This window comes from Micromonospora sp. NRRL B-16802 (assembly GCF_001279555.1).
GTDB lineage: Bacteria > Actinomycetota > Actinomycetes > Mycobacteriales > Micromonosporaceae > Micromonospora > Micromonospora profundi.
The window spans coordinates 234,683-259,882 of record NZ_LGEB01000064.1; the positions used below are offsets into that span (position 1 = coordinate 234,683).

The 25,200-nt window shown below is 72.0% G+C and carries 18 protein-coding genes; 10 read left to right on the forward strand and 8 right to left on the reverse strand.

Going from position 1 to position 25,200, the window contains the following annotated elements; all coding sequences use genetic code 11:
* Positions 1 to 4: 4 nt before the first annotated feature.
* From ADK66_RS17830 to ADK66_RS17840, 3 genes are all read right to left on the reverse strand, one after another.
* The gene (locus ADK66_RS17830) at positions 5 to 2,593 is read right to left on the reverse strand and encodes a nuclear transport factor 2 family protein (RefSeq protein WP_231640087.1); all 2,589 of its coding nucleotides are present in this window, start codon (positions 2,591 to 2,593) and stop codon (positions 5 to 7) included.
* A gap of 391 nt (positions 2,594 to 2,984) precedes the next feature.
* On the reverse strand, positions 2,985 to 4,313 hold the full coding sequence (locus ADK66_RS17835) for an alpha/beta hydrolase (protein WP_053656698.1): 1,329 nt from the start codon (positions 4,311 to 4,313) through the stop codon (positions 2,985 to 2,987).
* 111 nt (positions 4,314 to 4,424) lie between these two features.
* On the reverse strand, positions 4,425 to 5,801 hold the full coding sequence (locus ADK66_RS17840) for a serine hydrolase (RefSeq protein ID WP_053656701.1): 1,377 nt from the start codon (positions 5,799 to 5,801) through the stop codon (positions 4,425 to 4,427).
* A 238-nt stretch (positions 5,802 to 6,039) separates the two neighbouring features.
* On the opposite strand from ADK66_RS17840, the gene ADK66_RS17845 reads away from it, so the two are divergent.
* Positions 6,040 to 7,416 (forward strand): NAD(P)/FAD-dependent oxidoreductase, encoded by a 1,377-nt coding sequence (locus tag ADK66_RS17845; protein ID WP_082377535.1) that lies wholly within the window; start codon positions 6,040 to 6,042, stop codon positions 7,414 to 7,416.
* A 34-nt stretch (positions 7,417 to 7,450) separates the two neighbouring features.
* Here ADK66_RS17845 and ADK66_RS17850 read toward each other — a convergent pair whose 3' ends face one another.
* From ADK66_RS17850 to ADK66_RS17860, 3 genes are all read right to left on the reverse strand, one after another.
* Positions 7,451 to 7,927 (reverse strand): heme-degrading domain-containing protein, encoded by a 477-nt coding sequence (locus ADK66_RS17850; RefSeq protein ID WP_053656702.1) that lies wholly within the window; start codon positions 7,925 to 7,927, stop codon positions 7,451 to 7,453.
* Positions 7,928 to 7,962: 35 nt separating this feature from the next.
* On the reverse strand, positions 7,963 to 9,417 hold the full coding sequence (locus ADK66_RS17855) for an SDR family oxidoreductase (protein WP_053656705.1): 1,455 nt from the start codon (positions 9,415 to 9,417) through the stop codon (positions 7,963 to 7,965).
* 129 nt (positions 9,418 to 9,546) lie between these two features.
* The gene (locus ADK66_RS17860; protein ID WP_053656950.1) at positions 9,547 to 10,443 is read right to left on the reverse strand and encodes a siderophore-interacting protein; all 897 of its coding nucleotides are present in this window, start codon (positions 10,441 to 10,443) and stop codon (positions 9,547 to 9,549) included.
* A gap of 107 nt (positions 10,444 to 10,550) precedes the next feature.
* On the opposite strand from ADK66_RS17860, the gene ADK66_RS17865 reads away from it, so the two are divergent.
* Positions 10,551 to 13,724: a BTAD domain-containing putative transcriptional regulator gene (locus tag ADK66_RS17865; protein ID WP_053656707.1), complete on the forward strand. Its 3,174-nt coding sequence runs from the start codon at positions 10,551 to 10,553 to the stop codon at positions 13,722 to 13,724.
* A 2-nt stretch (positions 13,725 to 13,726) separates the two neighbouring features.
* Here the strand turns inward: ADK66_RS17865 and ADK66_RS17870 are convergent, their stop codons facing one another.
* Both ADK66_RS17870 and ADK66_RS17875 read right to left on the reverse strand, forming a co-directional pair.
* Entirely contained in the window at positions 13,727 to 14,545 is an 819-nt protein-coding gene (locus tag ADK66_RS17870; protein ID WP_053656709.1) for an ABC transporter permease, read from the reverse strand.
* Positions 14,542 to 15,522 (reverse strand): ATP-binding cassette domain-containing protein, encoded by a 981-nt coding sequence (locus ADK66_RS17875; RefSeq protein WP_053656711.1) that lies wholly within the window; start codon positions 15,520 to 15,522, stop codon positions 14,542 to 14,544. The genes ADK66_RS17870 and ADK66_RS17875 overlap by 4 nt, the downstream gene beginning before the upstream one ends.
* Positions 15,523 to 15,745: 223 nt before the next feature.
* On the opposite strand from ADK66_RS17875, the gene ADK66_RS17880 reads away from it, so the two are divergent.
* From ADK66_RS17880 to pdxY, 8 genes are all read left to right on the forward strand, one after another.
* Entirely contained in the window at positions 15,746 to 16,528 is a 783-nt protein-coding gene (locus ADK66_RS17880; protein ID WP_053656713.1) for a trypsin-like serine protease, read from the forward strand.
* A gap of 206 nt (positions 16,529 to 16,734) precedes the next feature.
* Complete coding sequence (locus ADK66_RS17885) at positions 16,735 to 17,763, forward strand: iron-siderophore ABC transporter substrate-binding protein (protein ID WP_082377521.1); 1,029 nt, start codon at positions 16,735 to 16,737, stop codon at positions 17,761 to 17,763.
* On the forward strand, positions 17,760 to 18,803 hold the full coding sequence (locus ADK66_RS17890) for an iron ABC transporter permease (protein WP_053656717.1): 1,044 nt from the start codon (positions 17,760 to 17,762) through the stop codon (positions 18,801 to 18,803). Before ADK66_RS17885 ends, ADK66_RS17890 begins: the two co-directional genes overlap by 4 nt.
* Positions 18,800 to 19,834 carry an iron chelate uptake ABC transporter family permease subunit gene (locus tag ADK66_RS17895; RefSeq protein WP_053656719.1) on the forward strand — a complete coding sequence of 345 codons (1,035 nt, stop codon included), beginning with the start codon at positions 18,800 to 18,802 and terminating at the stop codon, positions 19,832 to 19,834. Before ADK66_RS17890 ends, ADK66_RS17895 begins: the two co-directional genes overlap by 4 nt.
* Complete coding sequence (locus ADK66_RS17900) at positions 19,831 to 20,667, forward strand: ABC transporter ATP-binding protein (protein WP_053656721.1); 837 nt, start codon at positions 19,831 to 19,833, stop codon at positions 20,665 to 20,667. Before ADK66_RS17895 ends, ADK66_RS17900 begins: the two co-directional genes overlap by 4 nt.
* Before the next feature lie 5 nt (positions 20,668 to 20,672).
* A complete protein-coding gene (locus tag ADK66_RS17905; protein ID WP_053656723.1) occupies positions 20,673 to 22,379 on the forward strand; it encodes an ABC transporter ATP-binding protein in 1,707 nt (568 codons plus the stop codon).
* Positions 22,376 to 24,205 (forward strand): ABC transporter ATP-binding protein, encoded by a 1,830-nt coding sequence (locus ADK66_RS17910; RefSeq protein ID WP_053656725.1) that lies wholly within the window; start codon positions 22,376 to 22,378, stop codon positions 24,203 to 24,205. The genes ADK66_RS17905 and ADK66_RS17910 overlap by 4 nt, the downstream gene beginning before the upstream one ends.
* A 129-nt stretch (positions 24,206 to 24,334) precedes the next feature.
* On the forward strand, positions 24,335 to 25,186 hold the full coding sequence (gene pdxY / locus ADK66_RS17915; RefSeq protein ID WP_053656727.1) for a pyridoxal kinase PdxY: 852 nt from the start codon (positions 24,335 to 24,337) through the stop codon (positions 25,184 to 25,186).
* The last annotated feature ends 14 nt before the right edge of the window (positions 25,187 to 25,200 follow it).

Consider the following 25,200-nt stretch of genomic DNA (forward strand, 5'->3'; position numbering starts at 1 on the left):
CAGATCAGCAGGTGCCGACCTGCTGCCACGGCCCGTTCGGCGTGCCGGGCAGTTGGTTACGCGTCCACCACTGGGCCTTCCAGAGCTTGCCGCCGTGCACGACGGTCTCGCCACCGGTGTAGACCCACGACGAGGTCCAGCTCAGGTGGGTGCCTGTCGCGCACGCCGTCGACGCGCCGACCTGCATCCACGAACCCCACGGCGAGGAACCCGGCGCCTGGTTCTGCGTCCACCACTGCGCCACGTGTGCGGCGCCACCGTGGCTGACGTAGTCACCGCCGGTGTAGACGGTGCCGGCGTCCCACGTCGGGTAGGCGGCTGTCACCGGACCGCTGGTGGCGGTCGCCGGTGGACGTCCGGCGCCGGTCGCGGTGACCTTCACCCGCAGCTCGTGCCCGACGTCGGCGTGCTGCACCGTGTAGTGCTGCCCGGTAGCGCCGCTGATCGGTTCTCCGTCGCGCAGCCACTGGTACGCGAACGACAGTCCGTCGACGTTCCAGGTGCCCGGCGTGGCGGTGAGGCGCTGCTCCCACAGTGCGGAGCCGTTGATGCCTGGCGCGACCTTGTTGAGCGCCGGCGCGTCCAGGTCCCATCCGTCGATCTGCGGCCCGGTCGGCGGCTTCTGGTAGCCGTGGGCCGTCATCCGCCAGTCGGGGCGTACCTCGCACGGAGCACAGTCGGGCCAGTAGTGCGCCGGTTCCCGCCCGGTCACCGGGTTGCGGTAGTGGAACCACATGGGCACGATCGCCGGCCAGGCGATGAACCTGCCGGTGCCGCCCTGGAAGCCCTCCCCGCGTACGCCCATCTCGCTGAGCAGGACGTCCGGGCGGTACCTGGTCACCAGGGTGCTCGGCGCCGGGTCGGGCAGGTCCGGGTTGCGCGGGTTCGCCGCCGCCCAGCCGCCGGCCCAGTTGACCGACTGCCAGTAGAACTCGTCGATGGTCAGGCTCCACACCCGCCAGATGCCGTTCTCCAGCACGAACTCGTCGTTGTACATGGCGCCGTTGAAGGTGCCCGGGTTGTTGATCGACGTACGGGGCTGAAGCAGCCGCGCCCGCAGGGTCGCCGACCGGCCGTCCTCCGACACGATCACCACGGGCTGCGGACGCCAGTGCAGGGACAGGCTGTTACGCATCGTCGACGGGTTGTTTCCGTAGACGGTGCGACCGGCCTGCGCGATGCGTTCCGGCCCGATGAAGTAGCCGGCGAACGGCGAGAGCTTGTGACCGTTGGCCGCGTGGATCTGCGACATCTCCAGGATCCGCAGATCGTCCAGATAGGCGGTGTAGGCCATCGAGACGTTCTCGGCGCCGTCGAACGCCTGCGACCGGTCCAGCCGACGCTTGAGGTCGGCGAGGTCCGTGTTCGGCGGCGCGGTCCCCGCCGGCTTCGCGCTGCGCCCGGCGACGTCGAGGAACGCCGGTACGACAGTTGCTGGCGCGGCGACGCCACCGTTGCCCCAACCGTCGGCGTAGGTGGCGACGATCAGCGGGGTGATCGCCATGTCCTTGAGCTTCCACAGCCCGCCGTCCTTGACGAACGAGTTGCGGAAGACGGAGAACTCCCACGAGGCGGCGCGGGTGTTCGCGTCACCGACCATTGCGAACTCGATGCCCCGGGCGATGGCCTCCTGCCCGTTGGGGCTCACCTCGACGATCGTGTCGAATAGCGGCCGCTCGTTGAGGATGCCCTGGGAGAGGTTTTCCGGCCCCATCCGCTCCATGGCCTGACGGACGCCACTGCTGCCCTGGTAGGCGCCGACGCCGTCGATCCGGACAGTGCCGTCGGAGGTGAAGAGGTCGACGACGTCGGACCACATGCGACGGTCGACGTAGTAGCCGTAGGCGTGCTGGAGGTTGCGGACCGCGTCCTCGTCGTTGAGCCGGCTGATCCGGGCCGCCAACTCGCCGACGGTGGCAGTCGTGGCCGGCGCCGCGCCCGTCGGCGGCGGGATCGGTACGCCTGCCTCGTCGGGGGTGAAGTGGTAGGGAACGATCGGCAGCGCGCCGCCGACGTTGCGCCAGCCGGTGGCGTACGCGCCGGCGTACTGCGGGTAGTAGCGGAGAAGCTCGATCTGCCAGCGGCCGTCCCTGAGGACGTACTCGTTCTCGTAGATTCCGCCCTCGATCCGCGCCTGACCCTCGCCGTCACCCAGGAAACGCAGGCCCGACCAGCGGCCCTTGGCGGTGGTGCCGTCGGCCGAGAGGTTCACCAGAGGCTGGTCGATGACAACTGTGTGCAGCGAGCCCGGCCGGATGCCGTCCATGCCGCCGGCGTCTGCTTCGAGCCACGCCGCGATCGCCGAACGACCGGCCGTCGTCTGATCCCCCCACTGCAACGTGCCGTCGGTGGCGAACAGTTCGGCCATCTCCGACCACCGCCCGAACTGGGCCAGGTGGGTGTACGCGCGTTGGACGTCCTTGACCTCGCGCAGGGACTCGACCCGTTCGACATCCCGGGCCAGCGTGTTGATCGTCGTCGACACCGCCACGTTCGTGGTCGTGCCCTGGGTTTGTGCCGATGCTGCCGGTGGGTTGATGGCCACCCCGGCTATCAGGAGTAGCGCTGTGGCCACACTTGTCACACGTCTCATGCTCACGCCCCTATCCGTTGCCGTTGCCGTTGATTCGCGGAGCCCTCGGGCGAGGGTGTCGGGCAGATTCGCGCCACCGTCCCGGGCGGCAGGCGATGCCGCGAAACGTAACTGAAATGTTCGTCATACGCTAGATCGATTTCGATGGACGAACATTTGGGCGGCGAGGCGGCGCACTTTCGGCGGTTCGGGCAGCGCGCAGGGCTGATCAGGCGACACGGGAGGCGGAACGGCCGGCGTGCAATCCACTTAGCGCGGATACCGGATTGCCGGTATCGCTATCCGCACGCGCCTGGCCAGGCGTGCCGCGTCGGCAGCGCGGCTGGGGCGGTCACGCAGAAGGGCCCGGCCACCGTCACGAGCTGAGATGGCCGGGCCCTCCGACGAGCGGTCAGAAGTCGTCGACGTTGATCGTCACCCGATGGGCGCTCGACTTCCAGTTGGGCACGTTGATTACGTCGTACCCGCCGCCGCGCTGACCCACTGTGACTCGTACGACGCCGAGGTTCGCCGGGGTCGCCGGGATGAACACGTCCATGCCGGTGATGAAGGTCTGACTGAAGAACTCCGGCAGCGGGGCGGTCAGGTCGGTCACCCCGTCGCTGTCGTCGTCGAAGGCGAACAGGGCGATCGTCCTCTTGAGACGCGGCGTGTTCGCGGGGTTGAGGACGTCCCTGCCGTTGATCCAGAGCTTGTCGCCAGCGTCGCCCTGGTCGCCCCACCACTCCTTCTGGCGTTGGATCGTGAGCGCCGTGTGCCTGTCGCTGGTGTCGACAAGCGCGCCGAGACCCTCGCCCGGCACGCTTGTGGCCAGGCGCACGAACGAGTCCGAGCGGAGGAACGGCTGGAAGTAGAAGTGGTGCGTCGGGGCGCCGGAGCGGACGATCGCGAGCTCGTAGCGGGCCGTGGCGAGCACCGGGAACGGCCCGAACGAGCCGTCGCCGGTAAGCGGAACCCGATGCGTCGGCCGGGACGACAACCGGCCGCCGGTGAGGTAGCTGACCGGGTAGACCTCGACTGTCGCCCCGGTGACGCCGATGTTGCTCGGAAAGAGCACCGCGCGCCCGGAGACCCGGGCGGTGCCGAGGATCTGGGGCACGATCCGGGTCGTGTGGGGCTCGCGACCGCGCAGGAACCGGAAGATCTCGCCGAACGACTCCGTCGACGACACGGTCTGCGTGTGGGACTGGTCGGGGAAGTGGACGTTCGCCGCGCCGACGACGGTACGGGCCGGGTCGCCTTCACCCCAGATGGCGAGGGTGGGCACCCCGCCCGGCGGGGAGGCCGCGGTGCGCCCGTCCAGGTTGACGTAGTGCGCGACCCGGGCGGCCCGCGCGGGGGAACTGGCGAGGTAGCCCTGTGTGACGAAGGTGCCGAGGGAGTGCGCGATCAGGTCGACCTTGTCCGCGCCACTCGCGGTCAGGAGACGGGAGATCCGTGCGTCCAGTCCCGCGTACACCTGGGGCAGGATCGTCGCGATGTTGGGCGAGTCGTACTCGTGGGCCTCGATGATGTCGATGGGGTAGCCGTTGCTGGCGAGGCGTTTGGCCTGGGACTGGAACTGCGTGGCCGATCCGGCGCTACCGTGCACGAAGATCACCGGCCGGTACGTCGGTGGGGCGGCGGCTTCGGCGGCACGCGGGGCGGGGACGATGGACAGGCTGACAGCGAGCGCGAGCCCGGCCACCACGGAGAGCATTCTCCGGTGGGGTGTGTGCATGGATCCTCCACCTGACGGACGAAGTATTTGCACTGCTAGCGCAAGTATCGTGTCAGGGTGTGGCGCGACGGTCCACACCTTCCGGGCGGGCGCCGGTCGCGGTGGAGGCGATCAGTTGACCTCTCTGGCGAGCAGGTCGCCCACTGCGGCTCGGACCGGATCGGGGTTCGCCCAACTCCAGTTGGGGTGCGCGCGGTTGGTGAGCAGGGCCAGCACGAGCCGCCGGCGGGGGTCGACAAGGAGCGACGGGCCGGCGAAGCCGGTGTGGCCGAAGGTCCGGGGTGCGGCGAGCCGGCCCATGAACCAGCGCTGGTCGAGGACGACACCGAGGCCGTGCGCGGCGGTCCGGTTGGGACGCTCGGGGTCGACGGCGGGCTTCCCTGCGTTCTGGTTGCTGAGCATCCGGCGCACCGTCGCCGCGGCGAGGATCCGCCTGCCCTGGTAGGTGCCCCCGTTCAGGAGCATCTGACCGATGACCGCGAGGTCGGTGGCGCTGGCGAAGATGCCCGCGTGACCGGCGACGCCGCCGAGGTGGTTGGCGACGTCGTCGTGGACGGTGCCCCGCAGCAGCCCTCGCGACGAGCGGGCGTCGGTGGCGACCAGCCGGCTGGCCCGCGCACTGCCCGACAGCCAGGTGTTGGGGTTGAAGCCGGTGTCCCGCAGGCCGAGCGGGCCGGTGAGGTTGCTCTTGAGCGCCTGGTCGAGCCGCTGACCGGTGACCTTCTCGACGATCCTGCCGGCGACCATGAGCCCGACGCTCGAATAGCGGAACGTGTCGCCGGGCACGGCACCGGAGACCAACCCCGTGGTGAGCACGGCGTTCCACCGGGCCGCGTTGTCGGGCAGACCGGTGACCTTCGCGCCGACCGGCAGACCGCTGGTGTGGGTGAGCAGCATCCCGACGGTGATCCGCTCCTTGCCCGTCCCGGCGAAGGCGGGCAGGTAGTCGCGGACCGGGGCGTCCAGGGCGACACGTCCCTTGTCGACCTGCTGGAGCAGCAGGATCGCCGTGTACACCTTCGTGACCGAGGCGAGATCGAAGATGGAGTCGGGACGCATCGCGACGCGCTGGCCCGGCGGGAGGAGCTTCGGTCCAGCGCCGTAGCGCAGCGCCTCCCCGACAGCGGTGTGGACCGTCGTCTTCCCGTCCACGAGGACGACCGCGACGGCACCGGGGAATCCCTTGTGCTGGACGGTCTGACCGGTGGCGGGCAGCTGCTTGCGGAGCAGCGCCGTCACGTCCTGCGCGTACCGGGCCTGACCAGCCTGCGCGGCACCGCCGCTGGGGGAGGCGGTGGCGCTCGGCGAGCCGGACGGCGCCGCCGCCGAGCCGAAGCCCACCCGGTTTCCGGCCGCGTCGGTAGCGGTCACCGCGTCGCCGGATCCGGCAAGACCGGGCGCCGACGAGCCCTTGTCGCCGCAGCCGGCCAGGGCGGAGGTTGCGGCGGCCAGTCCGGCCCCGAGCAGAGTACGACGAGCCACGGGCATGCCCGAGATCCTGACAGCAGGTCAGGGCGCATTTCAATCGGCCCACCCGAACGTCGACAACGGGCACCCGGCCGGGCGTCCCGGTTGTCACCAGGTGGACACGGTCAGTGGGCGTACGCCTGTTGTGCGACGATCGACGGGAGTCACGCCAGCGACCCGTCCACCGCTCTGCCCGCGCCCCGTTCGCTGGCAGATACGGGGGAGGGCCACGCCCTTCGTACCCCTTTTGGAGAGCACGATGTCCCGCTCCGCCGTCCGGGCCTTCGCCGCGCTGAACGCAGTGCGACCCCCCGACCAGCCCTCCCCGGTCCTGGGTAAGGCAGTGGTGCTTGGCGGCAGCGTCGCCGGTCTGCTGACCGCCCGGGTCCTGTCCGATTACGCGGAGAGCGTGCTCATCATCGACCGGGACGACCCGCAGATCAGCGGCGCGCGGCCCGGCGTGCCACAGGGGACGCAGTTGCACGCGCTGCTGCCCGGCGGCCTGTTCCAGCTCGAGCGACTGTTTCCCGGCTTCCGGAAGCAGGCGATCGCCCAGGGCGCTATCGAGGCGCCCCCGGCCACCCGGCGCAGCTACCTCGACGGCCGCCTCAAGGTGGTCGTCCCCGACGACGCCGACAGCCTGGCGGGCAGCCGACCCCTGTTGGAGGGGCTGATCCGCCAGCACGTGCTGCGCCTGCCCAATGTCAAGACCTTCACCGCCCGCGCCACGGGTCTCGTTATCGAGGGTGAGGCGGTCACCGGTGTCCGCTGCGACGTCGGCGGGGTGCCCGGTGTCGAGGGTGGTGACCTGGTGGTGGACGCCATGGGGCGGTCGAGCCGTCTCTCCGACTGGTTGGAGCGCGCCGGCTGGGAGCGGCCCGCGACGCGGCGGATGCCCGTGCACCTGAACTATGCGACAGCCCTTTTCCGGCGGCCCGAGCAGGACCCACCGGCGAAGGTCGTCCTGGCGCTGCACACCCCGGCGACAATGACTGACGTGGCGGGCGCGGCATTCTTCGCCATCGAGGACGGCCGGTGGATGGCAATGATGGCCGGCTACGGCGACGACCGCCCGGGGAGCACCGCCGAGGACTTCGTCCGTCGGCTGCGGGAGCAGTTCCCGCCGGAGTTCGGCGAGGTCACCGCCAACGAGATGCTCGGCGACGTGCAGACCTACCACCACGCCGACAGCAGGCGTCGGGATTTCCACGCGCTGCGGCGCTGTCCGGCGCGGCTCGTCAGCGTCGGTGACGCCGTCGCCTCGTTCAACCCGGTCTACGGGCAGGGCATGACGGCGGCGGCACTGCATGCGGTCTGCCTGTCGGCGTACCTGCGGTCCGACCCCGACCTGACCACCCCCGCCCGCCACTTCCTCGCCCTACAGAAGGTGGTGGTCGACGCCGCCTGGTCGACGTCGACCTCGGCCGACCTGGCGCTGCCGCACTTCGACGGGCCGTACCCGCGCGGCTACCGCATCTCCAGCTGGGTCAGCCGGCAGATCATCGCGGCGACCATCACGGACGTGGAGACCGCGCGGCGGTTCAACGACGTCGTCTCCATGCAGGAGCACCCGCTCTCGCTCGCCACGCCTGGTGTGATCCTGGGGGCGATACGCGCGAACCGGCGCGCACGCTGACCGTGGACGGCGGCGGGGCGGCCGTCGTCGTCGGCTAGCGCGGGGTCTCGCGGAGGACGTTGACGACGAAGCGGTGGTCGTCCAGCTGCGGAAGCCCGGACACCCCCATCCAGCCGACGACGCCGGTGCCCCGCACCCGCAACGGCACCGCGCCGCCGGCTGCCGCGTACCGGGCGGCGGGCAGACCGTACTTCTGCGTCAACGTCACGTCCTTGTCCCGGCAGAGGCGGGCCATGTACAGCGACGAGCGCTCGAAGCGCATCACCACGCGTCCCTTGCGGCGCAGCCACGCGTCGTTGTCCCGCGTCGAGCCGGGCAGGCCGCAGTGGAACAGCTGACGCCCGGCACGCCACACACCGACCGCGACAGGGAGTTCCCGTTCACTCGCGGCTGCGACGGCACGCATGCCCAACTCGTACGCGTCGATCTCCGACAGGCCGGCCAGCTCCAGCTCCGCCTCCTCGCGCACCAGCTCGTCAAGCGTGGGCCACACGTCCTGGTCGGATGTCATCTGTCTACTCCTCGTCGTACGGGTCGGAACGTGGATCACCAGGCGCAGGGCGCGTAGTCCTTCAGGAAGCAGCCGTACAGGTCCTCACCCTGCTCGCCGCGCACGATCGGGTCGTACACCCGGGCGGCGCCGTCGACAAGGTCCAGCGGGGCGTGGAAACCCTCGTCGGCCAGCCGCATCTTCGTCGGGTGGGGCCGCTCGTCGGTGATCCACCCGGTGTCGACGCTCGTCATCAGGATGCCGTCGGTAAGCATCTCCTCGGCGCTGGTGCGGGTCAGCATGTTCAGCGCTGCCTTGGCCATGTTGGTGTGCGGGTGTCCGGGGCCCTTGTAGCCGCGCCCGAACTGGCCCTCCATGGCCGACACGTTCACTATGTACTTGCGCCGGGCCGTCGCCGCTGCCATCGCCGGTCGCAGTCTGCTGACCAGCACGAACGGCGCCGTCACGTTGCACAACTGCACCTCTAGCAGCTCGACCGGGTCGACCTCGTGCACCCGCTGCACCCAGCTGTTCACCGAATCGAGGTCCGGCACCAGGCCGCCCGCGTCGATGGCGGTGGACGCGGCGATCCGCTCCGGTGAGGCGGAGCCACTCGTCAACGCCAGCGCGGTGAGCGCGTGCGGGGTGAGCGCTGTCGACTCCGCGGCGGCGGTCAGGCTCCCGGCCGGGCCACCGCCCGGCTTGGCGAACGTGATCAGCTCCGGCAGCGGACCGTCCGGCAGGGCCGCGGCCTCCGCGGCGACGAGCTGCGCGTACGCCCCGGGGGAGCGACGCACGGTCTGCGCCGCGTTGTTGATGAGGATGTCGAGGGGACCCTGGCTGCTGACCGAGTCCGCCAGGGCGATCACCTGCGCGGGGTCGCGCAGGTCGATGCCGACGATGCGCAGGCGGTGCAGCCAGTCCGCGCTGTCCGGCATCGCCGCGAACCGACGGACCGCGTCGTGCGGGAACCGCGTGGTCACCGTCGTGTGCGCGCCGTCGCGCAGCAGCCGCAGCGCGATGTACATGCCGATCTTGGCCCGGCCTCCGGTGAGCAGCGCGCGGCGGCCGGTCAGGTCGGTGCGGGCGTCCCGACGCTGCCTGTTTAGCGCGGCGCAGGACGGGCAGAGCTGGTGGTAGAAGGCGTCCACCTCGCGGTAGCGCTGCTTGCAGACGTAGCAGCCGCGCGGGTTGTGCAGGACGCCCGCCGTGGCGCCGACGGTGGGCGACGCGAGCGGGATGCCCTGGGTCTCGTCGTCGATCCGACCGGGGGCGCCGGTGGCGGTGGCCTCCGTCACCGCCCGGTCGGCGGCCAGGATGGCGTCACGCCGCTCCTCGCGCCGACGCTGCTTGATCACCTTGTAGAGGCGCGCGGTGGCCCGCTGCACCCGCAGCACGTCGGGGTGGTCCGGAGGCAGCTCCTCCAATGCCGCGAAGACGCTGAGACAGGTCTCCAGCTGCGCACGGTCGATCGCGTGCTGGGCGTTCTTCGGGTGTGTGTCCGCCGTCATGCGTCTGTGTCTCGTCCCGTTCCCGGTGCCGGATGAGCCGGCCCACCTCAAGTCCGACCCGAAACTGTACGCACCGTACGGCGTCGAACGCATCCCGCGCTCCGTGCCCCGCCCGGAGCGGTGACGGCTTCAGGCAGCGCGGCCGAGTCGCCAGTAGCCCATGAACGCCACAGCCCGCCGGTCCAGACCCCGTTCGGCGACGAGGTGCCGCCGCAGGGTGCGGATCGCGCCGGCCTCTCCGGCCAGCCACGCGTACAGCGGCGTCGCGGGCACCTCGTCGGGGACCTCCCACAGGATCTCGGTGTCCACGTCCACGTCCGAGATCGACTGGGTCGTGCCGCACGGGTGGGTGAGCAGTTCCTCCGCCGCGGCGGCGACGGCGGGTACCAGCTGGCTGCCGTGCCCGCCCGTGCCCCGGGGCACCCAGCGGACCTCGACGCCGTGCGGTGCCGCCAGCGGCAGCACGTCGCCGGCTTCGGGCACCTCCAGCACGACGATGCCCCGCGTGTCCTGGGGGAGCCGCTCGCAGATGCCGCTGATGGCCGGTACTGCTGTCTCGTCGCCGGCAAGCAGCAGGCAGCCCGCCGTCGGCGGCTGGAACTCGATGCCGCCGTGGTCCCCGTCGTAGCCGGCGTCCGGGCCGACGAGGGCGACCTCGTCACCGACGCTCGCCCGCCGGGCCCAGCGCGTCGCCGGTCCGCTGTCGCCGTGCAGCACCAGGTCGACGTCGACCTCGGCCAGGTGCGGACGGACCGCGCGCACCGTGTAGGTGCGAATCGGGTTGCGCCGGTGCTCGGGCAGGGCCCGCCACGCGGCGTACCAGTCCGGCCCCTGCGGCAGGTCCACCCCGCGCCGTCCGGGCAGCGGCAACGCCAGCTTGATCCGCTGGTCGTAGCCGTTGTCGGCGAAACGGTCGAGGTCCGCCCCCGTGAACGTCACACGCGTGAAGGAGGGGCTGAGCCGCTCGACCGCGCGCACGGTGACGGCGAACGAACGCCACGGTGCGACGGGCAGGGTCTGGGTCAGGGTGCCTGGCATGAGGAAAGGCTTACCTAACTTGATGATGAGCTGTCAAGCCGTTCCCGCTTCCGGGCAGGCCACCGCCCCCCGAAAGGGTGAGGGATGCTGGGTCCGTGCAGATCACGATCCTCGGCCCGCTCGCTGTCGACGGACAGCCGATCCGGGGTGAACGGCTCGCCGCAGTGGTCCGCGCGCTCGTCGACGCGCGCGGGCGGGCGGTCTCCACCAGCCTGCTCGTCGACGCCGTCTGGGACGGCAGCCCGCCCGACGACGCCACGGGCGCCGTCCAGGCGTTGGTGTCGCGGGCGCGTCGGCTCGGGCTGCCCGTGGTCGCGGCGCCGGGCGGCTACCGACTGCCCGCCGACGAGGTGACCGTCGACGCGGTCGAGGCACGTGCCCTCGTCGACAGGGCGCGCGCCGCGATGCGGTCCGGCGACCTTCGCGCCGCCCGCGACACCGCCGATCAGGCCCGTGCCCTGTTCGGCGCTGTCCCGGCCCTCGACACCGCCGAGGACGCGAACCTGTTCGCGGACGTCGCCGCGCTGCGCGCCCAGACGGCGCTCGCCGGTGCGGGCCCGGTCGACGAGGCCGACCTGCGTCGGCTCGCCGCGCGTACGCCGCCGCACGAGCCGTCGGCAGCCCTGCTCGTGCGGGTGCTCGCCGCCCAGGGCCGCGAGGCCGAGGCGCTGGAGGTGGTCGAGCGGCTCCGCGAGGAACTGGCCGACCGGTACGGCACCGACCCGGCGCCGGTGATCACGCAGGTCCACCTGGCCCTGCTTCGTGGCGAGCTCACCGCACCGGAGGCCGCGACGACGACGCCCCGCCAGCCGGGGTTGCCCGCCGGGTGGCGCCGGCCGATGACCGCCCTCGTCGGCCGGGAGCGGGACGTCGAGGCCGTGCGGGACGCCCTCACCCAGGCGGCCCTGGTGACGGTCGTGGCAACCGGTGGCGCCGGCAAGACCCGGCTCGCCGCCGAGGTGGCGCGGCGCGCGGTCGAGGCCGGGCAGCCGGTCCGGGTGGTCGAACTCGCCGGCCTCCGCTCACCCGACGAGGTGCTGCCCACGGTGCTCGCGGTGCTCGGTGGCGCGGACACCTCGACCACCGGCGGCAACCTGGGTCTCGAACGGCGGGTGCTCAGCCCGGAGGAGCGGCTGCGGGCCGTGGCGCCGGACGTCGACGGGCTTGTCGTTCTGGACAACTGCGAGCACGTCCTCGGCGCGGCGGCCACCGTCGTCGCGGACCTGCTGGCCGTCACCTCGCCGGAGGTCGCCGTGCTCGCGACGAGCCGGGCACCGCTGGGCCTGGCCGGCGAGACGGTGCACCGGCTGCCCGTCCTGCCGGACTCCGACGCGCTCGGGCTGATCGAGTCCCGGGCGCGGGCCGGCGGCGCCGTGCCGACCTGGGACACCGAGCGGGCGCTCGCGCTGTGCCATCGGCTCGACAACCTGCCGCTGGCGCTCGAACTGGCCGCGGCGCGACTGCGCCACATGCCGATCGACGATGTGCTCGCGGGGCTGACCGACCGGTTCGCGCTGCTCGACGACGCCCTGCGGGGCCTGCCGGAGCGCCACGCGAGCCTGTGGGCGATGGTCGACTGGAGCCGCGAACTGCTCGCCCCCGACGACCAGGCGCTGCTCCAGCGGCTAGCTGTCATCCCCGCGCCGTTCACAGCTGACCTCGCCGCCGTCGTCGCCCAGAGCGCCGACGTCCGACGCGGCCTGGCGACGCTCGTCGAACAGTCCCTGCTGACCCTTGTCGAGGGCGAGAGCCCGCCCCGCTACCGGATGCTCGAAACGGTCCGCGAGTACGGCGAAGCCCGCCTCGACGCGGCCGGCGAGCGGGACCGGGCCATGGCCGGCCTTGTCGACTGGGCCCGGGAGCGGGCCGTCGCCCTCGGCGAGCGGTTCATCGGCCCCGGCCAGATCGAGGCGCTCGACGGCTGTGCCACCGAGCAGGACAACCTGATGGCGGGCCTGCGCTGGGCGCTCGGGCACGACGACGAGCCGGCGGCGGTCGACGTCGCCACCGCGTTGCTCCACCTCTGGACGGTGCGCGGCCTGCACCTGGAGGTCGTCGGGTGGGCGCGGGGTCTGCTGCACGTCGACGATCCGCGGCGGCGGCGACACTCGGCGATCCAGTCGGGCCGGGCCGCCGGCCGACCACTGCCCCACGCCGACCGGCTCGCCTGGATGTGCCTCGTGATCGGCCTGAACGCCGGCATCAGTGGCGAACTGCGCCTCGCCGCGCTGGCCCGCCGGGCCCTGCGGCGGCTCCTTGCCGAGCGGTCGTCCGAGATGTCATCCCGGATGACCGCGCTCGCGACGGCGTTGCCCGGCTTCGACGGGGCCGATCTGGAGAAGAGCCTGACGAGCGCGACAGGGCTGGTCGCGCATCCGGACCCGTACGTGCAGGGGCTCGGCCTGTTCGCCCGCGCGGCGGTACGGGAGAACGGCGGTATGCCGCAGGCGTCGATGGTCGACGCCGAGCAGGCGTACCTGCGCTTCGAGGCCGTCGGTGACCACTGGGGCATGGCGATGTCGGCCGGGGCCGTCGGGCAGTTCCTGATCCCGGCCGGTGAGGCCCGCTCGGCCGAATGGCTGGCGCGCAGCGTCCGGCACATGGAACTCGTCGGTGCCACGCAGGACGCGCGGTCGATCCGGGTGCGGCTGGACATGCACCTTGCCCTCGGCGGGGATCCGGAGGCCGCGCGACGGTTGCGCGAGACGGCGACATCGGGCCAGGCCGATCAGGCCGACGTCGCCCAGGCGCGCCTCGGTCTGGCGCATCTCGCCTGGCAGCAGGCCCGATACGACGAGGCGCTCGCGCACGCCGACGAGGTGAGCCGGACACTGGCCGAGTGGGTCGGGCCGCCGCCGCAGCCGCGTGTCATGCTCCGGGTCGGGTTGGCCGGTCTACACCTGCGGATCGCCGAGGCGCGGCCGGCGTCGGCCGGTGACGTCGACTCCCGGACGGTCGCCCTGCTGACGCTCGCCCGCGACGACGCGCTGGCCTCGCGCGATCTGCCGGTGATCGGGGCGTGGGCGCTGGGCGGCGCCGAACTCGCGGCGTACCGGGGTGACGTGGGCGTCGCCCGCGAACTGGCCGCGCTCGCCACGCGGATCGGCAGCCACGTCGAGTCGTTCTTCCCGCCCGGGTACGGCGAACGGCTCATCGCCACCCTCGGGGACGAGGAGCAGCGTGAGCCGTTGCTGGCCGCGTGGCGGGAGCGGCCGGTGGCCATGGCCACCGCCCGGATCCGCGACCTGATGGGCGACCTGCTCGCCTGAGGTCAGATCTTCCTGCGGTACGCCCGCAGCGCCAGCGGCATGAACAGCGCCACGAAGACGGCGCACCACGCGAGGGTCCACCACACGTGGGAGCCGAGTGGGGTGCCGAGGAACAGCCCACGTACCGATGCGACCAGGTGGGTCATCGGGTTGACGTCCACGAACGTCCGCATCCAGCCCGGCAGGGTGTCGGCGCTGACGAACACGTTCGACGCGAAGCTCAACGGCATGATCAGCGCGAACATCAGGCCCTGTACGGCACCCGGGGTGCGCACCTTCATCGACACGTAGACCGGCAGCCAACTGAGGCACAGGGCGAACAGCACAGCGAGCAGGCACCCGGCGATGGCCCGCACCGGGCCGGTCTCGATCCGGAAGCCCATGAGGTAGCCGATCGCGAGGGTCGAGACCGTGACGATGACGTACCGGACGACGTCGCCGAGAACCGCGCCGACCAGTGGTGCGGAGCGGGGGATCGGCAGCGACCGGAACCGGTCGAAGATGCCCTTGGCGATGTCGGTGTTGAGGTTGACGCCGATGGCGATGGCCCCGGTGGCGATGGTCTGCGCCAGGATGCCGGGCAGCAGGAACTGCAGGTAGTCGTGGGTCGAGCCGGCGACCGCGCCGCCGAAGATGTACACGAAGATGACGAGGAACAGCACCGGCTGCAACGTGACGTCGACGAGCGCCTCGGGCGTACGCCAGGTCTTGATGAGGCTCCGCTTGGTCAGCGCCAAGGAGTGCCGGACGAGCCGGAACGGGCGGGGTTGGCCGACGGCCGTCGGGCGCGCCGGCCCCGTGGTGCCGATCAGGGTGCTCATGCCGCGACCTCCGTGCGGTCTGTGGTGTCGTCGTCGGATGCCGTACGCCCGGTGAGGGTGAGGAACACCTCGTCGAGGCTCGGCAGATGCAGGGAGAGTTCGGTGACCGAGATCCCTGCGGCGGCGAAGCGCGCGACGCTCTCGGTGAGGGCCTTGTCGTCGGTGACCGGAACCGCGAGGACGCCCTTGCGGATCTCGTCGGCCCGCGTGCCGGAGCCGACCTCGGACAGGATCGCCGCGATCCGGGGTAGCTGCGCGGGGTCGCTCGGCCGGACCTCAAGGGTCTGCCCGCCCACCACCCGTTTGAGCCCGTCGGGTGTGTCGTGTGCGATGACCCGCCCGTGGTCGATCACCGTGATCGCGTCGGCGAGCGCGTCGGCCTCCTCCAGGTACTGCGTGGTGAGCAGCACTGTCGAGCCGTTCGACACCAGCGACCGGACCACGCCCCACATGTCCTCGCGCTTGGCCGGGTCGAGGCCGGTCGTCGGCTCGTCCAGGAAGATCACGTCAGGGGAGCCGACGAGGCTGGCGGCCAGGTCCAGCCGCCGCCGCATGCCTCCGGAGTACGTCTTGGCCGGCCGGTTCGCGGCGTCGGTCAGGTCGAACCAGTCGAGCAGTTCGGCGGCCCGCCGCCGGGCGCCGGCGCGCCCCAACTCCAGCAGCGTGCCGAACAACTCCAGGTTCTGCCGCCCGGTCAGGTCCTCGTCGACGGAGGCGTACTGGCCGGTGAGGCCGATGCTCTGCCGGACCCGCTCGGCGTCGCGGACCACGTCGAAGCCGCCGATCCGGGCGGTGCCGCTGTCCGGAGCCAGGAGGGTGGAGAGGATGCGCACGGCTGTGGTCTTGCCGGCACCGTTGGGGCCGAGCACCCCGAGCACCGTGCCCCGGGGCACGGCGAGGTCCACGCCCCGCAGCGCTCTCGTCTTCCCGAAGGTCTTGACGAGGCCGTCGGCCTCGATCACCAGGTCGTTTGTCATGCGGCACAGCCTGCGCGGGTCGCCTGACACCGCGCCGACATGACGCCGACACGACCTGACACCGCACGACCTGACACCGCGCCGGCACCGCCCGGGGGGTGGGCATACCGCCGAGGTACGACCCAGGGAAGATGAGCCATTCAATTCATGATTCTCAATATGATGGCGGCTATCTCGAATGAGGTGCGCTCACGAGGCGTACCGCCATGATGCGGAGGAATGCATGGTTCGCTGGCGTACCCTCACCGGCCTGGTGGCCGCCGCGCTGGCCGCGGCCAGCCTCACCCTCGCGGCCCCGGCCGCGGCCGACAGTCCGATCACGCCGAACGTCGTCGGCGGTAGCCGCGCCGCCCAGGGCGAGTTCCCGTTCATGGTGCGGCTCTCGATGGGCTGCGGCGGCGCCCTCTACAGCTCCCGACTGGTGCTCACGGCCGCGCACTGTGTGGGCGCCACCGGCACCAACACCAGCATCACCGCCACCCTCGGCGCGGTCGACCTCCAGTCGTCGAGCCGGATCACCGTTCGGTCGAACTACGTCTACCGGGCGCCCGGCTACAACGGCAGCGGCCGGGACTGGGCGTTGATCCGGCTGGCCACCCCCGTCACCGGGCTGAGCACTCTGAAGATCGCCACCACCACCGCGTACGACAGCGGCACCTTCACCGTCGCCGGCTGGGGGGCGGCGCGGGAGGGCGGCAGTCAGCAGCGGTACCTGCTCAAGGCGACGGTCCCGTTCGTCAGCGACTCCACCTGCAACGCCTACTACGGCGGCGACGTCATCGCCGCCCAGGAGATCTGCGCCGGCTACGCCAGCGGCGGGGTGGACACCTGCCAGGGTGACTCGGGTGGCCCGATGTTCCGCCGGGACGCCGCCAACGCCTGGATCCAGGTCGGCATCGTCAGCTGGGGCCAGGGCTGCGCCCGGCCCAACTATCCCGGTGTCTACACCCAGGTGAGCTACTTCGCCTCGTCGATCGCCTCCGCCGCGGCGAGCCTCGGCGGCTGAGCGCGACAGTGACCTGATCGACGGGTCAGCGGCCCCCTCGACGCTGGTCCCACGGGCGGCCCGGACGACTGTCCGGGCCGCCCGCCGGCGCGTGCCCCGCCTACCGGCTCCTCCGGCAAGATCGGCCGGTGACCCCGGGTTGCGAGAACGACTCACATCGTTATGTTAGGTTAGCCTCCCCTAACCAAGCGATGGAGTTTAGAGGCATGCGCTCACACCGTTTCCTGGCCGGGTTCGTGGCCCTGGCCGCGACATTGGCGCTGGCCGCCTGTGGCGACTCGACCGAGCCGGAGGAGGCCTCCGCCGCCGGCGGTTCCGCCACCTTCCCGGTCACGATCAAGCACGCGCTCGGCACCACGACGATCAACGAGAAGCCCGAGCGGGTCGCGACGGTGGCCTGGGCCAACCACGAGGTGCCCCTCGCCCTCGGCATCGTCCCCGTCGGCATGGCGAAGGCCAACTTCGGCGACGACGACGGCGACGGCGTCCTGCCGTGGGTCGCCGAGAAGCTCAAGACGCTCGGCGGCACCGCCCCCGTGCTGTTCGACGAGAACGACGGCATCAACTTCGAGGCCGTCGCCGACACCAAGCCGGACGTCATCCTGGCCGCGTACTCGGGCCTGACCCAGCAGGAGTACGACACCCTCAGCAAGATCGCCCCGGTCGTCGCCTACCCCGAGGCACCCTGGGCCACCGCGTGGCGCGACACCATCAAGCTGGAGAGCCAGGCCCTCGGCCTCGCCAAGGAGGGCGACGCGCTGATCGCCGACATCGAGAAGCAGATGACCGACGCCGCAGCGAAGTACCCGCAGTTGGCCGGGAAGTCGGCGATGTTCATGACGCACATCGACCCCACCGACCTGAGCAAGATCGGCTTCTACACGACGCACGACACCCGGGCGCAGTTCTTCGGCGACCTCGGCCTGAAGGTCCCGGCAAGCATCGCCACCCTCTCCGCAGGCACCGACAAGTTCAGCCTCAGCCAGAGCGCCGAGCAGATCCAGGTCTTCAACGACGTGGACGTCATCGTCGCCTACGGTGACGACAAGCTCCTCGCCGCCGCGCAGGCCGACCCGCTGCTGTCGAAGATCCCCGCTGTCAAGCGCGGTTCGGTGGTCATGCTCTCCGGCGCCACGCCGCTGGGCACCGCCGCGAACCCCACCCCGCTGGCCATCGGATTCGTGCTGAACGACTACGTCGCGATGCTCGCCAAGGCAGCCGACAAGGTGTCATGACCACGCTCGACCCGCGTACCGTGCCGGACGCCGCAATGGTGCGGCGTCCGGTGCCGGTCCGACTGCTGTGGTTCGTCGTCGCGATCGCGGTGCTGCTGTTGCTCATGGCGGCATCGGTGGCGCTGGGCTCCCGCAGCGTCGGGTGGTCCGACATCCTCGCCGCGTTCCAGGGCGTGGACGACACGATGGAACAGGCCGCCGTCACCAAACGGATCCCCCGCACCCTGCTCGCCGTGACCGTCGGAGCGGCGCTCGGCCTGGCCGGGGCCGTGATGCAGGGCGTGACCCGTAACCCGCTGGCCGACCCCGGGATCCTGGGCGTGAACATGGGGGCGTCGCTCGCCGTGGTCACCGGCATGGTGATGTTCGGCCTCTCCTCGCCGACCAGCTACCTCTGGGTCGCGATCCTCGGCGCCGCCCTCGCGGCCGTCTTCGTGTACGCCATCGGCTCTCTCGGACGCGGTGGCGCGACGCCGCTCAAGCTCGCGCTCGCCGGCGCCGCCACCTCCGCCGCGCTCGCCTCGCTGATCAGCGCCTTCGTGCTGCCCCGCAACGACGTGGCCGGCAACTTCCGCTCGTGGCAGATCGGCGGCGTCGGCGGGGCCACCTACGACAGCATCCGGCAGGCACTGCCGTTTCTCGCGGTGGGTCTGGTGGTCTGTCTCCTGTCCGGCCGGGCGCTGAACTCGCTCGCCCTCGGTGACGACCTCGCCGCCGGGCTGGGCGAGCGGGTCGCCGTGGTGCGAGGTGTCGCGGGCGCCGGCTCGGTACTGCTGTGCGGCGCCGCCACGGCGGTCGCCGGACCCATCGGCTTCGTCGGCCTCGTCGTACCGCACGTGTGCCGGCTGCTCATCGGGCTCGACCACAGGTGGCTGCTGCCGTTCTCCGCGCTGCTCGGCGCGTCGTTGCTGACCGCCGCCGACGTCGTCGGCCGGGTGGTGGCACGCCCCGCGGAGATCGACGTGGGCATCGTGACGGCGCTAATCGGCGCACCGTTCTTCATCTACATCGTCCGGCGGCAGAAGGTACGCGAGCTGTGAGCACTGCGACTCTGACGGCCGTCACCCACGGCCGGGTCCGCCGTACGCGTCGACGGCGGGTCGTCCTCGCCGTCCTCGCGACCCTCGTCGTCGCGGCGTTCGCCGTCTCGCTGATGGCGGGACGCACCTTCTATCCGCCCGCCGACGTCCTGGCCGTGCTCTCCGGCGAGGACGTCCCCGGCGCGTCCTTCACCGTCGGTACGCTCCGCCTGCCGCGCGCCGTTCTCGCGGTCCTGGCCGGCGCCTGCTTCGGGCTCGGCGGCGTCACCTTCCAGACGATGCTGCGCAACCCGCTCGCCAGCCCCGACATGATCGGCATCAGCTCCGGCGCGAGCGCCGCCGCCGCCTTCGCGATCGTGATGCTGAACCTCGGCGAGGCGGGCGTGTCCGCCTTCGCGATCGTCGTCGGGCTGGCGGTGGCGCTCGTCATCTACCTGCTGTCCTTCAAGGACGGCGTCGCCGGCATCCGACTCGTGCTCATCGGCATCGGCATGGCCGCCATGCTCGACAGCCTCACCGCGTACGTCCTGAGCCAGGCCGCCGAGTGGGATCTGCAGGAGGCGTTGCGCTGGCTCACCGGCAGCCTCAACGGCGTCACCTGGAAGCAGGTCACGCCGGTGGCCGTCGCCATGGTCGTCCTGGCACCGGTGCTGCTGGGTCAGGCCCGCAACCTGTCCATGATGCAGTTGGGTGACGACACCGCGGCGGCGCTCGGTGTCCGCCTCGAACGCACCCGGATCCTGGTCATCGTCGCGGCCGTCGGCCTGATCTCCTTCGCCACCGCGGCCACCGGACCGATCGCCTTCGTGGCGTTCCTGTCCGGGCCGATCGCCGCCCGGCTCGTCGGCCCGGTCGGGTCGCTGCTGCTGCCGTCGGCCCTGGTCGGGTCGCTGCTGGTGCTTGTCGCGGACTTCGTCGGCCAGTTCGCCTTCGACACCCGCTACCCGGTGGGTGTCGTCACCGGTGTGCTCGGCGCCCCGTACCTCATCTACCTGCTCATCCGGACCAACCGCGCGGGAGGCTCGCTGTGACCACCACCCACACGCTCGCGGTCGAGAGTCTCATGCTCGGCTACAAGGACCGCGTCGTCATCTCCTCGCTCGACCTCGTCGTGCCGCCCGGAAAGATCACGGCGATCGTCGGCGCGAACGCGTGCGGCAAGTCGACACTGCTGCGCTCCATGTCGCGCCTGCTCGCGCCCCGCGCCGGCCACGTCCTGCTCGACGGCAAGGCCGTGCACCGGCTGCCGGCCAAGCAACTGGCCCGTACCCTCGGGTTGCTTCCCCAGTCACCGACCGCGCCCGAGGGCATCACGGTGGCCGACCTGGTCGGGCGCGGGCGCAACCCCCACCAGCGGGTGCTCTCGCGCTGGAGCAGGCAGGACGACGCCGCCGTGGCGGCGGCCCTTGACGCGACGCACACCGCCGACCTCGCCGACCGTTCGGTCGACGAGCTCTCCGGCGGCCAGCGGCAGCGGGTCTGGATCGCCATGGCCCTGGCCCAGCAGACGGACCTGCTGCTCCTCGACGAGCCGACGACGTTCCTCGACGTCAGCCACCAGATCGAAGTGCTCGACCTGCTCACCGACCTCAACCTGACCCGCGGGACGACGATCGTGATGGTGCTGCACGACCTCAACCTCGCGGCCCGGTACGCGGATCATCTCATCGCGTTGGCCGCCGGTACGCTGCACGCTGCGGGTGAGCCGGCGCAGGTCCTGACGCGAGAGTGCGTCCGTGCCGTGTTCGGCCTCGAAAGCCAGGTCATCATCGATCCGACGTCGGAGAAGCCCCTCATGTTGCCCATCGGCCGCCATCACGTCGTCCCGTCCGCCGGTGCTCTCTCCCCGCTCGCCGGGGCCTGACGTCGATGGCGGACGACCTCACCAGCGGCGGCGCGGTGCTGCGGCGCGCCCTGCGCCGCCAGCGTGGCAAGGTGCTGGCCGGCACCGCGCTGCTCTGCACCCATCAGGCCGCCGAGGCGCTCGTACCGGTGGCCATCGGCGTGATCATCGACCAGGCGGTCGCCACCGGGGACGTGCCCGCCCTGCTGCTCTCGCTCGCCGGCCTCGCCGTCCTGTTCACGGTCCTCGCCTACGCCTACCGGTTCGGCGCGCGCCTGAACTACGCCGCCGTGGAGACCGAGGCGCACGCCGTACGGGTCGAGATCGCCACCAGCGCCCTGGATCCGCGCGGACACCGCTCCGGTATGCGTGACGGGGACCTGCTTGCCGTCACCGCCTCCGACGCCGAGTTGTCCGCGCTCGTCGTACGGGTCGCCGGGCTCTGCGCCGCGGCGGTCACCGCCATCGTCGTGGCGGCCGTCGCGCTGCTCGTCGTCGACGTCCCGCTCGGCCTCGGGGTGCTCCTCGGCGTACCCGTCGTGGTCATCCTGCTGCAACGGATGGCGCCGCTGCTCACCCGGCGCAGCGCCTCCCAGCAGGAGGCGCTGGCCGCCACGACCGCCCTCGCCGTCGACCTCGTCACCGGCCTACGGGTGCTGCGCGGCATCGGCGCACAGCACCACGCCGCGCGCCAGTACGCGGCGGCAAGCGGCCACGCCCTCGACGTCACACTGCGGGCCGCCACCACCAAGGGCCTGCACCTCGGCCTCACCACAACTGTCAACGGCCTGTTCCTCGCGGCGGTCGCCGGCGTCGCCGGCTGGCTCGCGCTCCAGGGCCGGCTCACCATCGGCGAGCTGGTCGCCGTCGTGGGGCTGGCCCAGTTCGTCGCCGAACCGGTGCAGACGCTCGGGTACTCCGTGCAGCTGTTCGCGATGGCACGCGCGTCGGCGGGACGGGTCGCCCGGATCCTCGGCGCCGCCCCGCTGATCCAGCCGGGCACCGGCGGGCAGCCCGCGCCGAGCCCCGCGCGCCTCGCCCTCGACAAGGTCGGGTACGCCGGGCTCGACGACGTGTGCGTGCGCGTCGACGCCGGTGAGGTGGTCGGCGTGCTCGCGTACGACCCGAGCGAGGCCGAGGCGCTCGTCGCGCTGCTGGCCGGCCAGGTGCCCCGGGAGGACTACCGCGGCACCGTGTACGTCGACGGGGTACCCGCCGAGGACCTGGACATCGACGCCGTACGCAGCACTGTCCTCGTCGAGCAGCACGACGTGGCGTTGTTCGAGGGGACGCTACGCGCCAACCTGGCAGCCGGCGCCACCGTCGACGACACCGTCCTGCACGCCGCCGTACGGGCCGCCGCCGCGCAGGACGTGCTGGAGGCGCACCCGCACGGCATCGACCGCGTACTCACCGAGCGGGGGGCGAACCTGTCCGGCGGGCAGCGACAGCGGATCGGGCTCGCCCGGGCACTCGCCGCCGACCCGCCCGTGCTGGTGCTGCACAACCCCACCACTGCCGTCGACGCGGTCACCGAGGCGCTGATCGCCGAAGGGCTCGCCGGCGCCCGTACGGTGGCCGGTCGGGGCACAGTGCTCGTCACCAACAGTCCGGCCCTGCTGCGGGTCACCCACCGGGTGGCAGTGCTCGACCGTGGACGGGTCATCGCCGAGGGCCCGCACGAGGAGCTGCTCGCCAGCGACGCCCGCTACCGGGAGGAGGTCCTGCGGTGACCGACGAGCCGACCACGACCGGCGCCGAACCTCGGCGGCTGCTGCCGACTGCCACCGCCGCACAGACCTGGGCAGCCCTGCGGGCCGAGTTCGCCCGCCTGCCCGGCCTCAGTGCCGCCGCCGTCACGCTGCTGGTCGCCGCGTCCGCGACAGGGCTCGTCGCCCCATGGGTGCTCGGCCGGCTCGTCGACGACGTCATCGCAGGCTCCGGCACGGCACGGATCGTCGCCTGGGCAGGTGTGATCGCGGGCGCTGCCGTCCTCGCCGGCCTGCTCACCGCGGCCGGTGCGGCGATCGCCGCCCGCCTCGGCGAGACCGTGCTCGCGCGCCTGCGCGAACGGGTCCTCGACCGCGCCCTGCACCTACCGTCGGCCACCCTGGAACGGGCCGGGACGGGGGACCTGATCGCCCGGGCCGGCGACGACGTGGCAGTCGTGACGAACGTGATCACCACGAGCGGGCCTGCCTTCGTCGGCGCGCTGCTGTCCACAGTCCTGACCGCTGTGGGGCTCTTCGCCCTCGACTGGCGGCTGGGCCTGGCCGGGCTGACCGCTGCCCCGATGTACGCGCTGGCGCTGCGGTGGTACCTCAAGTGGTCGGTCCCGTACTACGCCCGCGAGCGGGTGGCGACCGGCGAACGGTCACAGGCGATGGCCGGGGCACTTCGCGGCGCCGCGACAGTGCGCGCGTACCGGATGGAGGACGCCCACGTCGCCCGCATCGCCGACCGCTCCGCCACCGCCCGTGACCTGTCGCTGGAGATCTTCGGCCTGCACACCCGATTCGGGCTGCGGATCAACCGGTCGGAGTTCGTGGGGCTCGCCGCCGTGCTGCTCGCCGGCTTCCTGCTGGTCCGCAACGGCCTGTCGACAGTGGGCGCAGCCACCAGCGCGGCGCTCTACTTCCACCGCCTGTTCAACCCGATCGGCCTGCTGCTGCTCCAGTCCGACGCCGTGCTCCAGGCCGGTGCGAGCCTCGCCCGGCTCGTCGGTGTCACGTCACTGCCCGGAGCCGACGGCCCGGCGTCCGTACCGTCGCAGCCGTCGGCCACGAAGGGCGAGGCGGAGCCCGCGGCGCTGGAGGTGGTCGTCGCCCAGCACCGTTATGACGACGGACCTGTCGTGTTGCGGGACGTGCAGCTGCGACTCGCGCCCGGCGAGCGGGTCGCCCTGGTCGGTGCCAGCGGTGCCGGCAAGAGCACACTCGCCAGCATCGCCGCCGGCATCATCGCGCCCGCCGACGGATCGGTACGCCTGCGTGGCGTACCCCTGTCGCACCTGGGGGAGCACCGGGTCCGTCGGGAGATCGCCCTGATCAGCCAGGAGGTGCACGTCTTCGCCGGGCTGCTGCGCGACGACCTGCGCCTCGCCGACCCGGACGCCACCGACGCCGAGATGACCGCCGCGCTGGACCTCGTCGGCGCCACCTCCTGGCTGCGGACGTTGCCGGACGGCCTCGACACCGGCGTGGGGGAGGGCGGGCGGCAGCTCACCGCCGGCCAGGCTCAGCAACTCGCCCTCGCCCGCCTCGTCCTCGCCGACCCCACAGTGGCGATCCTCGACGAGGCCACCGCGGAGGCGGGCAGCGCGGGCGCGCGGGACCTCGACCGTGCCGCAGTGGCGGCCACCGAGGGCCGGACCACGCTTGTCGTCGCTCATCGACTCACCCAGGCCGCCACCGCCGACCGCGTCGTCGTGCTGGAGCACGGGCGCGTCACCGAAGAGGGCACCCACGAAGAGTTGCTGGAGGCCGGCGGAGGGTACAGCCAGCTCTGGCGGTCCTGGAGCAGCGCCGATCTCGTGGCACCGTCGAAGCCGCTCGCCTGACCGGGACCCATCCCGGCTGGTGCGGCGCGGCGCGCTCCTGTTCGAGCGCGGCCGGCACCGGGAGTGGGTCAGCCGACAGAACCGGCGGGCCGGACGCGCCGCGCCGGCCGCAGCAGCAATGATGGGGCGGTGCAGATCCTCTCCATCCAGTCGTCGGTCGCCTACGGCTACGTCGGCAACTCCGCGGCCGTCTTCCCCCTCCAGCGGCTCGGGCACGAGGTCTGGCCGGTCCTGACGGTCCACTTCTCCAACCACACCGGGTACGGCGCGTGGCGCGGCCCGACCCTCGCGGCGGCGGACGTGGCCGAGGTGATCGAGGGCATCTCCGACCGGGGTGTCCTCGGCACCGCCGACGCCGTGCTGTCGGGCTACCAGGGCGACCCGGCGGTGGGTGAGGTGATCCTGGCGACGGTGGACCGGGTCAAGGCCGCAAACCCGGCTGCGGTCTACTGCTGCGACCCGGTGATGGGCGACGCCGGGCGGGGGATGTTCGTCCGGCCGGGCATCCCCGAGTACCTGCGTGACACAGTCGTGCCGCGCGCGGACATCATCACGCCGAACCACTTCGAGCTGGACTTCCTCGCCGGCCGCACGACGACCTCGCTGGCGGAGGTGCTGGCGGCGGTCGACGACGTCCGCGCGACCGGGCCACGGCACGTGCTCGTCACAAGTGTCCTGCACGGCGATCTGCCGGAGGGTTCCCTGGAAGTGGTGGCCGTCTCCGACGAGGGCGCCTGGGCGGTGACCACCCCGCTGCTGCCGATCAACCCGAACGGCGGGGGCGACGTCACAGCGGCGCTCTACCTCGCGCACCTGTGGACCACCGGCTCACCGGCGACGGCGCTGGAGCACACCATCGCCTCGGTCTACACGGTCCTCGAAGCGACCCTCGCGGCGGGCACCCGGGAGATCCAGTTGATCGCCACGCAGGACGCCATCGCTGTCCCGCCAGCCCGGTTCGCCGCGCGCCAACTCCGCTGACCCGGCGCGGGTCC